This is a genomic window from Enterobacter cloacae complex sp. ECNIH7, from assembly GCF_002208095.1.
Classification (GTDB): Bacteria; Pseudomonadota; Gammaproteobacteria; order Enterobacterales; family Enterobacteriaceae; genus Enterobacter; species Enterobacter cloacae_M.
The window spans coordinates 300,255-312,989 of record NZ_CP017990.1; the positions used below are offsets into that span (position 1 = coordinate 300,255).

Here is a 12,735-nt window from a genome sequence, read left to right on the forward strand (position 1 = left end):
GGGGAGAGGGCCGGGGTGAGGGCGTGCGGATAGCGCCAACCCTCACCCTAACCCTCTCCCAAAGGGAGAGGGGACTACGTCATTACTTAGTAATACGACCCTGAGCATCTTTCAGCGCGGCATCGACAGTCTGACGACCGCTTGCAGCGTTGATGACCGCGGTACGCGTGGCGTACCAGAACGCAGCCATCTGTGGGATGTTCGGCATGATTTCGCCTTTCTGGGCGTTATCCATGGTGGCCGCGATACGTGGGTCTTTCGCCAGCTGATCCTGGAAGGATTTCAGCGCGACGGCGCCCAGCGGTTTGTCCTTGTTCACTTCATCCAGACCCTGATCGGTCAGCAGGTAGTTTTCCAGGAACTCTTTCGCCAGCTCTTTGTTCGGGCTGGCGGCGTTGATGCCCGCGCTCAGCACGCCAACGAACGGTTTAGACGGCTTGCCTTTGAAGGTTGGCAGCAGCGTCACACCGTAGTTGATTTTGCTCTTGTCGATATTGGTCCAGGCCCACGGACCGTTGATGGTCATCGCGGTTTCGCCTTTGTTGAACGCCGCTTCCGCGATGGAGTAGTCGGTATCCGCGTTCATGTGTTTGTTCTTGATCAGATCCACCAGGAAGGTCAGACCCGCTTTCGCGCCAGCGTTGTCCACGCCCACGTCTTTCACGTCATATTTGCCGTTTTCAAACTTGAACGCGTAACCGCCATCGGCAGCAATGAGCGGCCAGGTGAAGTACGGCTCTTGCAGGTTGAACATCAGGGCGGATTTACCTTTCGCCTTCAGCTCTTTATCCAGTTTCGGGATCTCTTCCCAGGTTTTCGGTGGGTTTGGTACCAGGTCTTTGTTGTAAATCAGAGACAGGGCTTCAACCGCGATAGGGTAAGCGATCAGCTTGCCGTTATAGCGAACGGCATCCCAGGTGAACGGGAACAGCTTGTCCTGGAAGGCTTTATCTGGCGTCACTTCTGCCAGCAGGCCAGACTGCGCGTAACCCCCGAAACGGTCATGCGCCCAGAAGATGATGTCCGGGCCGTCGCCGGTTGCTGCAACCTGCGGGAACTTCTCTTCCAGCTTGTCCGGATGTTCTACGGTAACTTTGATGCCGGTATCTTTTTCGAATTTTTTGCCCACTTCGGCCAGGCCGTTATAGCCCTTATCGCCGTTAATCCAGATAACCAGCTTGCCTTCTTCAATTTTGGCGAGCGCTGGGGCGGAAACCATCATTGCTGCAAGGGCGGACAATGCGAAAACGCGTGCGCCAGTCTTGATATTCATATCTGCCATCCTTTTTGGTGATGTGCTCGTGGATACATAAGGTGGTTCAACGTGACTCAGTCTCCTTATTTGACATCCTCTTTCCATCCTCCCAACCCCTACGCCCCACCCCCCGTTTGTGTGATCTCCGTTACATAAATTTAAGTTATGAGTGCTGGCGCACATAAAAACCCACCGAATTTTGCAGGCGGCTTCACGAATTTTGCCTCAGCCCGCCCGCGGCGGTCGCAGAGCCTGCTCCCTCATCCTCCCGCCTCCTCCCCCATAAAAAAGGCGGGGGGTGGAGGATTCGTGAAAGTAATGGATACCCCATAGTGAACTTATCTTGAATGTTTCTGTCGGTGACAGGTTGTAACGAAGGGAGAAGGGCATGGCGAGCGTACAGCTGCGTAATGTAACGAAAGCCTGGGGTGACGTTGTGGTGTCGAAAGACATCAATCTGGACATCAACGAAGGCGAATTCGTGGTGTTTGTTGGCCCATCAGGCTGTGGTAAATCTACTCTGCTGCGTATGATTGCCGGTCTTGAAACGATTACCAGCGGCGACCTGCTGATTGGTGATACCCGAATGAACGACATCCCGCCTGCCGAACGTGGCGTCGGTATGGTGTTCCAGTCTTATGCACTCTATCCACACCTTTCCGTTGCCGAAAATATGTCCTTTGGCCTGAAGCTGGCCGGCGCGAAGAAAGAAGTCATTAACCAGCGCGTGACGCAGGTGGCGGAAGTGTTACAGCTGGCCCACCTGCTGGAGCGTAAACCAAAAGCGCTTTCCGGTGGTCAGCGTCAGCGTGTGGCGATTGGCCGTACCCTGGTGGCCGAACCGCGCGTGTTCCTGCTCGATGAACCTCTCTCTAACCTGGATGCCGCCCTGCGCGTCCAGATGCGAATTGAAATCTCCCGTCTGCACAAGCGTCTTGGCCGCACGATGATTTACGTCACCCACGATCAGGTGGAAGCGATGACCCTCGCCGACAAAATCGTGGTGCTGGATGCCGGCCGCGTGGCGCAGGTGGGTAAACCGCTGGAGCTGTACCACTACCCGGCAGACCGCTTTGTTGCGGGCTTTATTGGCTCGCCAAAGATGAACTTCCTGCCCGTCAAAGTGACCGCGACAGCCATTGAACAGGTACAGGTGGAGCTGCCAAACCGCCAGCAGGTCTGGCTGCCGGTCGACAGCGCCAACGTACAGGTCGGGGCAAACATGTCCCTCGGTATTCGTCCTGAGCACCTGCTGCCGAGCCACATCGCTGATGTGACCCTGGAAGGTGACGTTCAGGTCGTCGAACAGCTTGGTCACGAAACACAGATTCATATCCAGATCCCCGCCATCCGTCAGAACCTGGTCTACCGCCAGAACGACGTGGTGTTGGTAGAAGAGGGTGCCACATTCGCTATCGGCTTGCCGCCAGAGCGTTGCCATCTGTTCCGTGAGGATGGCACCGCATGTCGTCGGTTGCACAAAGAGCCAGGCGTTTAAGCAATCCCAAAAGAAGACACGAAACCGACAGGTGAAGTGTTCAAAGAAAAGCAATGATCTCAGGAGATAGAATGATGATTACTCTGCGCAAACAAGTCCCTCTGGCAATCGCCGTTGCGGCAGGCATCCTGTCTGCCCAGGCAGGCGCCGTGGACTTTAAAGGTTATGCTCGTTCCGGCATTGGCTGGACCGGGAGTGGCGGTGAACAACAATGTTTCCAGGCAACGGGTGCTCAAAGTAAATACCGTCTCGGTAACGAATGTGAAACCTATGCGGAATTGAAACTGGGTCAGGAAGTGTGGAAAGAAGGCGACAAGAGCTTCTATTTCGACACTAACGTAGCGTATTCCGTTTCTCAGCAGAACGACTGGGAATCCACCAGCCCGGCCTTCCGTGAAGCTAACGTGCAGGGTAAAAACCTGATTGAATGGCTGCCAGGCTCCACCATCTGGGCCGGTAAGCGTTTCTATCAGCGTCATGACGTTCACATGATCGACTTCTACTACTGGGACATCTCAGGTCCTGGTGCCGGTATTGAAAACATCGATCTGGGCTTTGGTAAACTCTCTCTGGCAGCCACCCGCTCTTCTGAATCAGGCGGTTCTGCAACCTTCGCCGATCGTGATGCGAACGGCGACCGTATTTATGACAACGTTGTACCAAATGACGTCTTCGACGTGCGTTTAGCGGGGCTGGAAACTAACCCGGGCGGTACGCTGGAACTGGGCGTTGACTATGGTCACACCAACATTCCTGACGACTACTACCTGCAGCCAGGCGCTTCTAAAGATGGCTGGTTGTTCACTGCTGAACATACCCAGAGCATGATGAAGGGCTTCAACAAGTTCGTACTGCAGTACGGTACAGACTCCATGACCTCTAACGGTAAAGGTATTCCACAGGGCGGCAGCGTTGATAACGACGGCTCCATGTGGCGTGTGCTGGACCACGGTGCAATTACCCTGGCAGACCGTTGGGACCTGATGTACGTCGGTATGTACCAGAACATCGATCGTGACAACAACAACGGTACCGAGTGGTGGACTGTGGGTGTTCGTCCGATGTTCAAATGGACGCCAATCATGAGCACCCTGCTTGAAGTGGGCTACGACAACGTCAAATCTCAGAGAACTGACGAGAAAAACAGCCAGTACAAAATCACCCTGGCACAGCAATGGCAGGCAGGCGACAGCATCTGGTCTCGTCCGGCTATCCGTGTCTTCGCAACCTACGCGAAGTGGGATGAGAAATGGGGTTACGCAAACAACAGCGACACGGGTTACACCTCTGGTGTGGCTTACAGTGACACCTCTGCGAAAACCTTCAGCCGTGGCGACAACGATGAATGGACCTTCGGCGCCCAGATGGAAATCTGGTGGTAATTCGTTAGACCTGACGTAATGACCTGAAAAGAGGGGCGTAAGCCCCTCTCTCCTTAGGGTGCTGCGCGCTATTGCCTGGCCACCGCAGTGCTCACGCTATCAGAGGTAATAACAATGAAAATGAAGAAAAGTCTCGTCGCGCTGTGCCTCTCTGCGGGGCTGTTAGCCTGTGTTCCGGCCATCTCCCTGGCAGACGTGAATTTCGTGCCACAAAATACCAGCGCTGCGCCGGCTATCCCGGCGGCGGCCCTCCAGCAGCTGACGTGGACGCCAGTTGATCAATCCAAAACCCAGTCGACACAGCTTTCTACGGGCGGCCAGCAGCTGAACGTACCGGGTATCACCGGGCCGGTTGCCGCCTACAGCGTGCCGGCTAACATTGGTGAGCTAACCCTGACGCTGACCAGCGAAGTGAACAAGCAAACCAGCGTATTTGCACCGAACGTGCTGATTCTGGATCAGAATCTGACGCCGTCTGCCTTCTTCCCAAGCGAGTACTTTAGCTACCAGGAGCCTGGCGTCATGAGCGCCGACCGTCTGGAAGGAAAAATGCGCCTGACGCCAGCGTTGGGACAGCAGAAGATTTATGTTCTGGTTTTCACGACTGAAAAAGATCTACAGCAGACCACTAAGCTTATCGATCCGGCAAAAGCCTACGCCAAAGGAACGGGTAACTCTGTTCCGGATATTCCGGATCCGTTAGCGCGCCACGTCACCGACGGCCTGCTCAAACTGAAAGTCTCAACTAACAATGCGTCCAGCGTGCTGGTCGGCCCGCTGTTTGGCTCCTCCGGCACCGGCCCCGTCACCGTAGGTAACACTGCTGCACCTGTTTATACCGCGCCAGCTGCCACGGCAGCCGCACCGGTAGCGACCGCAGCACCTGCCCCGGCGAAGAAAGCCGAGCCGGTACTGAACGACACCGAAGAGTACTTCAACAACGCCATTAAGCAGGCGGTGAAGCGCGGCGATGTCGATAAAGCGCTGAAACTGCTTGATGAAGCCGAACGTTTAGGTTCAACCACTGCCCGTTCCACCTTTATCAGCAGTGTAAAAGGCAAGGGGTAACCGTTTCCCCACAGTGCTGATTTGTTAGTAGTTTGGTGCGCCTGAGTGGGCGCACTTTTTTTCGTATCGGCCAGGCTGTTGCGCCCATGTTGCGATCGTGATCGTTAAATAACGTTTGGCCCCCCTCAATCCGTGTTTCTGCGATACAATGCCATTACGTTATGTATCGGAGAGTCTGGCATGTCACACCCTGCGCTAACGCAACTGCGTGCGCTGCGCTATTTCGACCAAATACCTGCGCTTGAACCGCAGCAGCTGGACTGGTTGTTGCTGGAAGATTCCATGACGAAACGTTTTGAGCAACAGGGTAAAACGGTCACGGTGACCCTGATTCAGGAAGGGTTTGTCTCTGGTGATGAGATCGCCAGCGAGCTGCCGCTGCTGCCGCACGAACCACGCTACTGGCTGCGCGAAATTTTACTCTGTGCTGATGGTGAGCCTTGGCTTGCCGGGCGGACGGTGGTCCCCGAGTCCACCCTTTCCGGGCCAGAGCTGGCGCTGCAACGTCTGGGGAAAACGCCGCTGGGGCGTTACCTTTTCACCTCGTCTGAGCTTACCCGGGATTTTATTGAGATTGGTCGTGATGCCGAACTCTGGGGGCGTCGTTCCCGCCTTCGCCTGAGCGGTAAACCGTTAATTCTGACGGAGCTTTTTTTACCGGCATCACCGTTGTACTAAGAGGAAGAAAAAATGGAGTGGAGCCTGACGCAGAATAAGCTGTTGGCGTATCACCGCTTAATGCGTACCGATAAACCCATTGGCGCGTTACTGTTGCTGTGGCCGACCCTGTGGGCGCTGTGGCTCGCCACGCCGGGCGTGCCGCCGCTGTGGATCCTGGCCGTGTTCGTTGCCGGCGTCTGGCTGATGCGCGCGGCGGGCTGCGTGGTGAATGACTATGCCGATCGTAAATTCGACGGTCATGTTAAGCGTACTGCCGGTCGTCCGTTACCCAGCGGGCAGGTCACCGGGAAAGAAGCCCGCGTGCTGTTCATTGTTCTGGTGCTGCTCTCTTTCCTGCTGGTGTTAACCCTCAACACCATGACCATTCTGCTTTCCGTTGCGGCGCTGGCGTTAGCCTGGGTTTATCCGTTTATGAAGCGCTATACCCACCTGCCTCAGGTGGTGCTGGGCGCAGCGTTTGGCTGGTCGATTCCGATGGCGTTTGCGGCGGTTAGTGAGTCCTTACCGCTCAGCTGCTGGCTGATGTTCCTGGCGAACATTCTCTGGGCCGTGGCGTATGACACGCAATACGCGATGGTAGATCGCGACGATGACCTGAAGATTGGCATCAAGTCCACCGCCATCCTCTTTGGTCGTCAGGACAAGCTGATTATCGGTATCCTGCAGGTTGCGGTACTGGCGCTGATGGTTGCGATCGGTCGCCTGAACGGGCTGAACTGGGAGTTTTACTGGTCCGTGCTGGTGGCGGGACTGCTGTTTGCTTATCAGCAGAAGTTGATCGCCAGGCGTGAACGTGACGCCTGTTTTAAAGCGTTTATGAACAATAACTACGTTGGTCTGGTGCTGTTTTTAGGCCTGGCGATGAGCTATTTCTTATAAAAAAGTCGGGTGGCGGCTTCGCCTTACCCGACCTACGAGTTAGCAGGACATGGAGGCCCGGTAAGCGCTAGCGCCACCGGGCTTTTTTTATCGGCGACGCAGCAGCCGGAGCGCGTTCGCCGTCACCAGTACCGTTGCCCCGGTATCCGCCAGCACCGCCAGCCACAATCCGGTCATGCCGAGCAGCGTCGTCACGAGGAAAATTCCTTTCAGCCCGAGCGCAATGCCGATGTTCTGACGGATGTTGGCCCGCGTCGCGCGCGCCAGGCTAATCATCTGCGCCAGCCCGGTCAGGCGGTTGTGCGTCAATGCCGCGTCGGCCGTTTCCAGCGCCACGTCGGTGCCGCTGCCCATCGCTATACCGATGGTGGACGCTTTCATCGCCGGGGCATCGTTAATCCCGTCACCGACCATTGCCAGCGGCGCGCGAGCGTTCAGCTCCGTCACGGCGCTGACCTTATCCGCAGGCAACAGTCCGGCTTTAAACTCCAGCCCCAGCTCACCGGCAATCGCTGCCGCCGCGCGAGGGTTATCACCGGTGAGTATAACGCCCTTCACGCCCAGCTTGTGCAGCGCCGCCACGGCTTCTTTGGCGTCATCGCGCAGGGTATCGCGCAGCGCCAGCATCCCTTTCGCGACGCCGTCCTGCATAACGGTCACGACGGTTTGTCCGGTCTGTTCTAACGCCTCAACCTCTGGATTAGAAGACTTGCCCGCCGCGACAATCAGCACCTTTTTACCGTCAACGATGGCCTCAATCCCTGACCCGACCAGCGCCCGCTGGGCGATTGCCGGAGGGATGTCCAGTCCGCGCGACTGCGCTTCACGCACAATCGCCTGCGCCAGCGGATGAGTGGACCCCTGTTCAACGGCGGCGGCCAGGGTCAGCAGCTCATCTTCACTGATTTCCTGCGGATATACGCCGGTTACCTGCGGCTTACCCACGGTTAACGTACCGGTTTTATCGAAGGCGATATGCTGGACCTGGCTCAGCTGCTCCAGCGCCGCGCCGCCCTTAATCAGCGCCCCGCGACGCGCCGCCGACGCAAGACCTGAGGTAATCGCAGCCGGGGTGGAAATCACCAGCGCGCACGGGCAGCCAATCAGCAGCAGCGTCAGCCCTTTATAAATCCAGCCCTCCCACGGCGCGCCAAGTAACAGCGGCGGGACGACGGTGACCAGCAGGGCAACCAGCATGATGGCAGGGGTATAAATTCGGCTGAAGCGATCGATAAAGCGTTCGACCGGCGCGCGGCGCTCTTCGGCCTCTTCAATCAGCTTCAGGATACGGTCGATGGCGCTGTCGCCCGGTTCGGAAAGCACGGTGAGCTGCACCAGACGGTCGACGCTGGTGGCGCCAGCAGGCACTTTTTCACCCGCGGCACGCTCTACCGGAATGGATTCCCCGGTCAGGGCGCTTTCATCAAAGCTCGCGGTGGCGCCAAGCAGCGCGCCGTCTGCGGGCAGACGCCCCCCTGCGGCCACCTCAATCACGTCGCCCGGGCGCAGCGTATTGATGGCGACCGTTTCACGCGTGCCGTTTATCACGCGAGTGGCGGTTTCCGGCTTCAGCGCCATCAGCGCGCTGACCCCTTTACGCGCCCGGCTCGCCGCCCAGCCCTCAAGACGTTCGCCGATTAAGAACAGCAGCAGCACCATCGCCGCTTCTGCCGTCGCGCCAATAAACAGCGCGCCGATTGCCGCCACGCTCATCAGCGTTTCGATTGCAAACCAGCTGCCGCTTTTCATCAGGCGCAGCGCCTGACGGGCAATCGGGAACAGGCCGACCAGCGTGGTGGCGATAAACGCCAGATTGCCGAACGGATGGTTAATCTGCTCCAGACCCCAGCTCAGGGCCATCATGATGGTGAGGGTAATGAGCGGCAGGTTTTCTTTCAGGGAGGAGGCTTTTTCAACGGGCGCCGTTTCGCTGCGCAGGGTATAGCCCGCCTTGCTGACGGCGGCTTCAACCTGTTTGCTGACGTCGTTATCGGCGCTGACCAGCAGCTTTTCGGTGGCGAACAGCACCTGAACGTGACTCACGCCCGGCACCTGCTTGACGGCGTTTTCCACCTTGCGGGCGCAGGCCGCGCAGTCCATTCCGTTGACGACCCAGCTGTAGCGGTTGCCGCTTTCAGGAAGGGGTTGAGCTTGCGTTTCGCACGCGCCTTCGCAGCAGCAGTCGTCTTTCGACGGAGCCGGGCTGAGCTTAAGTGCCGAGAATTGAGGAACTTTTTTAGGTATTTCTGGAGTCGACATGGCAGTCTCCGGCAATGATAATTTTCTCATTAACCGCAGCATACACTCTGGAGTCGACTCCAGAGTCAAGCGCTTTTTAGATATACAGCGAACGCACAATCAGGAAATGCCCGGCAAAGTAACAGGCGGAGGCTATCGCGTTATCCGCCCGGAAGCGGCGGCGATAGTGGCTGCCCAGCCACACGATATTCCCGATCAGCAGAAGCGCGGCGCCGAAGAACGCGGACATCGCCGGAGCGGTCGGACGGAAGAACCATAGCTCGCCCGCCAGCCACACCATCACGAGCGTCATGGCGATAAAGGTACAGACCGGCAAACGCATCTCTTCCAGTCGTGACCAGATCACCGCAATCAGCAGCGCGCCAATCACCAGCAGCACCAGCGGCAGCGGCCAGAAGAAGGAGAGCGTCATCTGGCTGGCAAAGTAGATGGTATAGAGCAGATGCGACAAGAAGAACGCCCCAACGGCGTAGAGCAGGCGCTGGCGCGGCAGCAGGGTTAAGGCATCACCAATCAGGGATGCACACAGTCCGGCTAGCACCAGATAGCTGACGGCGTTGAACATCGGCGCTTGCCAGGCCAGCAGCAGCAGGAGCAACAGCGTGACCGGTTTAAACAACCAGCGCTGCCAGGTGGGACCGCGGTACGACGCATCGACATAAAGCCATGCGGAAAAACAGACAGCGATAAATGACCAAAGCATATTAACTCCCTGTATCTGTTAAGTCTGAATAATCAGTTTCTGATCCAGTGTAGTGACGCGGGCGGGCGTTTGGCAATGGCGGGGGAGGCAAGGTATCCTGAATTCCGCAAAATCTGATGGGATTGTCGAATGAGCAAGATGCCGCTTTTTTTCATTATCGTGGTGGCGATTATCGTCATTGCCGCCTCGTTCCGTTTCGTGCAGCAGCGCCGCGAGAAGGTGGATAACGATGCCGCGCCGCTGATGCAAAAGCGAGTGGTGGTGACCAACAAACGCGAGAAACCGCTCAACGACCGCCGCTCGCGCCAGCAGCAGGTGACGCCTGCGGGCACAGCAATGCGCTATGAAGCGAGCTTTAGGCCGGAAGCGGGCGGCCTGGAGATAACCTTCCGCCTGGAGGCGCAGCAGTACCATCAGCTGACGGTGGGGGAGAAAGGGACGTTGAGCTACAAAGGGTCGCGGTTTGAAGGGTTTGAACCGGAGCGGTAATTTTCCCCTCACCCCGGCCCTCTCCCTGTGGGAGAGGGTTAGGGTGAGGGCATCAGGCCGCGCCTTACTTCTTCACCTGCGCCTTAAACTTTTTCATCCACACCAGCAGTTCAAACACGCCGAAAATAAACACGCGCAGCTGCTGCCAGCCCGTCATCTGCGGGCCGTCTTTCGGCAGACCGTTTTTCAGCATCACCATCTGCAGGGCGTGCATGAACGACGTGAAAATCAGCGCGACGTTAACGAAAATATTCATCGGGCGCGGGAACGGGTGCACCAGATTTAAAATCAAAAATGCCCAGACGCCCAGCATCAGCAAACGTCCCAGGTTAATCAGTACCGGCATCGGAGCCTCCTTGTGCCTGACGGTGATACAGACGATAAGCGACCTGGCCGGCGACCTTTTCGCGGTGCAGATCCCAGTGGGCGGGAACCGGCGGCAAACCGTTTTCCACTTCGCTTTCAACGTAAATTAGCGCGTCATCCGCCAGCCAGCCGTTTTGCTCCAGCAGGGATAACGTCTCTTCCAGCAGCCCCTTACGGAACGGCGGATCGACAAACACCACGTTATGCGGCGTGCCTTTCTGCGCAAGAAAACTCAGCGTGTTGGTGTTCACGACTTTGGCGTTGCTCGCTTTCAGCGTCGCCAGATTTTGCTGCAGCGTCTGCGCAACGCCGCGCTCCATCTCCAGCAGCGTGGCGCTGGCGGCATAGCGCGACAGCGCTTCAAGCCCCAGCGCGCCGCTTCCGGCGAAGCAGTCCAGGCAGTGGGCGTCTACCATTGACGGGGCTAACCAGTTAAACAGCGTCTCGCGCACGCGGTCGGTAGTAGGGCGTAAACCGGGGCTGTCCGGCACCGGTAATTTCCGGCCTCGCCACTGACCGCCGATAATACGAATTTGACCGGCCGGGGCGCGGTTGGGTTTCTTCATCTCAGGAAAGCTCTGTTAACAATTGGCCTGCGATTGCGGGCGGTGATGTCAATTAAGTAAAGTGTTAGACTATTTCATCATTTTTTTAGCTTCCATGTATATAGCGCCGCGAGGAGTGTAGTCGCAGATGGCAAAACAAAAAAAACGTGGCTTCTTTTCCTGGCTGGGCTTCGGTGAAAAAGAGCAAGAAACAGAACAGAAAACCGAAGAGCAACAAGCCGTTGAAGAGCAGTCGCAGCCTGAAACGCCTGTAGAAACCGCCGCGGTTGTCGAAGCGGAAGAAACGGCGCACAGCAAAGAAGAGATTGAATCCTTTGCACAAGAGGTGGTTGAGGTCACTGAACAGGTTCAGGAGAGCGAGAAGCCAGAACCGATTATCGTTGAGGACATTACCGAAGCGCCACAGGCCGTTATCGAACATGAAGAGCTGCCGCTGCCGGAAGAGGTGAAAGCCGAAGAGGTTTCTGCCGAAGAGTGGCAGGCGGAAGCGGAAACCGTTGAAATTGTTGAGGCGGTGGAAGAAGAAGCCGCACTCGAGCCAGAGCTTACCGACGAAGAGCTGGAAGCCCAGGCGCTGGCGGCAGAAGCCGCGGAAGAAGCGGTCATCGTCGTGCCGGTAGAAGAGCAGGCCGAAGAAGAGAGCGTCCAGGAGCAGGAAAAACCGACCAAAGAAGGTTTCTTCGCGCGCCTGAAGCGCAGCCTGCTCAAAACCAAAGAAAACTTAGGTTCCGGATTTATCAGTCTGTTCCGCGGCAAGAAGATCGACGACGATCTCTTTGAAGAGCTGGAAGAACAGCTGCTGATTGCGGACGTCGGCGTGGAAACCACCCGTAAGATCATCGCCAATCTGACCGAAGGGGCGAGCCGCAAACAGCTGCGCGACGCCGAAGCGCTGTACGGTCTGCTGAAAGACGAGATGGGCGAAATTCTCGCAAAAGTTGACGAACCGCTTAATATTGAAGGCAAAACGCCATTTGTTATTCTGATGGTTGGCGTGAACGGCGTGGGTAAAACCACCACCATCGGCAAGCTGGCGCGTCAGTTCGAGCAGCAGGGCAAATCGGTGATGCTGGCGGCGGGCGATACCTTCCGCGCGGCAGCGGTTGAGCAGCTGCAGGTCTGGGGCCAGCGCAACAACATTCCGGTGATTGCCCAGCATACCGGCGCGGATTCCGCGTCCGTGATCTTCGATGCCATCCAGGCGGCGAAGGCGCGCAACGTGGACGTGCTGATTGCCGATACCGCAGGGCGTTTGCAGAACAAATCGCACCTGATGGAAGAGTTGAAGAAAATCGTCCGCGTCATGAAGAAGCTGGACGAAGACGCGCCGCATGAAATTATGCTGACCATTGATGCCAGCACCGGACAGAACGCCATCAGCCAGGCGAAGCTGTTCACTGAAGCGGTAGGACTGACCGGGATCGCGCTGACCAAGCTGGATGGCACCGCGAAAGGCGGGGTGATCTTCTCCGTGGCCGATCAGTTCGGCATTCCTATCCGCTACATTGGTGTGGGCGAGCGTATTGAGGATTTACGTCCGTTTAAGGCGGACGACTTTATTGAGGCATTATTTGCCCGAGAGGACTAAC

At 57.1% G+C, this 12,735-nt stretch carries 12 protein-coding genes; 7 read left to right on the forward strand and 5 right to left on the reverse strand.

What is annotated here, in order from left to right:
- Positions 1–82: 82 nt before the first annotated feature.
- Positions 83–1,273, reverse strand: coding sequence for a maltose/maltodextrin ABC transporter substrate-binding protein MalE (malE, locus tag WM95_RS01450; protein WP_032662640.1), 1,191 nt, complete (start codon positions 1,271–1,273; stop codon positions 83–85).
- A 370-nt stretch (positions 1,274–1,643) separates the two neighbouring features.
- Here malE and malK point away from each other — a divergent pair, with 370 nt between their 5' ends.
- From malK to ubiA, 5 genes are all read left to right on the forward strand, one after another.
- Complete coding sequence (malK, locus tag WM95_RS01455; protein WP_023310005.1) at positions 1,644–2,753, forward strand: maltose/maltodextrin ABC transporter ATP-binding protein MalK; 1,110 nt, start codon at positions 1,644–1,646, stop codon at positions 2,751–2,753.
- A gap of 71 nt (positions 2,754–2,824) precedes the next feature.
- On the forward strand, positions 2,825–4,135 hold the full coding sequence (locus WM95_RS01460; RefSeq protein ID WP_023310006.1) for a maltoporin: 1,311 nt from the start codon (positions 2,825–2,827) through the stop codon (positions 4,133–4,135).
- Positions 4,136–4,249: 114 nt separating this feature from the next.
- A complete protein-coding gene (gene malM / locus WM95_RS01465; protein WP_045355218.1) occupies positions 4,250–5,203 on the forward strand; it encodes a maltose operon protein MalM in 954 nt (317 codons plus the stop codon).
- 180 nt (positions 5,204–5,383) lie between these two features.
- Positions 5,384–5,881, forward strand: coding sequence for a chorismate lyase (gene ubiC, locus WM95_RS01470; RefSeq protein ID WP_023310008.1), 498 nt, complete (start codon positions 5,384–5,386; stop codon positions 5,879–5,881).
- Between the two features lie 12 nt (positions 5,882–5,893).
- Positions 5,894–6,763 (forward strand): 4-hydroxybenzoate octaprenyltransferase, encoded by an 870-nt coding sequence (gene ubiA / locus WM95_RS01475; protein WP_023310009.1) that lies wholly within the window; start codon positions 5,894–5,896, stop codon positions 6,761–6,763.
- Positions 6,764–6,850: 87 nt separating this feature from the next.
- On the opposite strand, the gene zntA is transcribed toward ubiA, so the two are convergent.
- Both zntA and WM95_RS01485 read right to left on the reverse strand, forming a co-directional pair.
- Positions 6,851–9,022 (reverse strand): Zn(II)/Cd(II)/Pb(II) translocating P-type ATPase ZntA, encoded by a 2,172-nt coding sequence (gene zntA, locus WM95_RS01480; protein WP_063408493.1) that lies wholly within the window; start codon positions 9,020–9,022, stop codon positions 6,851–6,853.
- Between the two features lie 76 nt (positions 9,023–9,098).
- Positions 9,099–9,725 carry a lysoplasmalogenase gene (locus WM95_RS01485; RefSeq protein WP_023310011.1) on the reverse strand — a complete coding sequence of 209 codons (627 nt, stop codon included), beginning with the start codon at positions 9,723–9,725 and terminating at the stop codon, positions 9,099–9,101.
- A gap of 129 nt (positions 9,726–9,854) precedes the next feature.
- Here WM95_RS01485 and WM95_RS01490 point away from each other — a divergent pair, with 129 nt between their 5' ends.
- On the forward strand, positions 9,855–10,214 hold the full coding sequence (locus tag WM95_RS01490; protein ID WP_045355221.1) for a DUF2500 domain-containing protein: 360 nt from the start codon (positions 9,855–9,857) through the stop codon (positions 10,212–10,214).
- 64 nt (positions 10,215–10,278) lie between these two features.
- On the opposite strand, the gene WM95_RS01495 is transcribed toward WM95_RS01490, so the two are convergent.
- Positions 10,279–10,560, reverse strand: coding sequence for a DUF1145 family protein (locus tag WM95_RS01495; protein ID WP_010436509.1), 282 nt, complete (start codon positions 10,558–10,560; stop codon positions 10,279–10,281).
- Positions 10,544–11,146, reverse strand: a complete 603-nt coding sequence (gene rsmD, locus WM95_RS01500; protein ID WP_023310014.1) for a 16S rRNA (guanine(966)-N(2))-methyltransferase — start codon at positions 11,144–11,146, stop codon at positions 10,544–10,546. The genes WM95_RS01495 and rsmD overlap by 17 nt, the downstream gene beginning before the upstream one ends.
- Before the next feature lie 127 nt (positions 11,147–11,273).
- On the opposite strand from rsmD, the gene ftsY reads away from it, so the two are divergent.
- Positions 11,274–12,734 (forward strand): signal recognition particle-docking protein FtsY, encoded by a 1,461-nt coding sequence (ftsY, locus tag WM95_RS01505; RefSeq protein WP_045355222.1) that lies wholly within the window; start codon positions 11,274–11,276, stop codon positions 12,732–12,734.
- Position 12,735 lies beyond the last annotated feature (1 nt).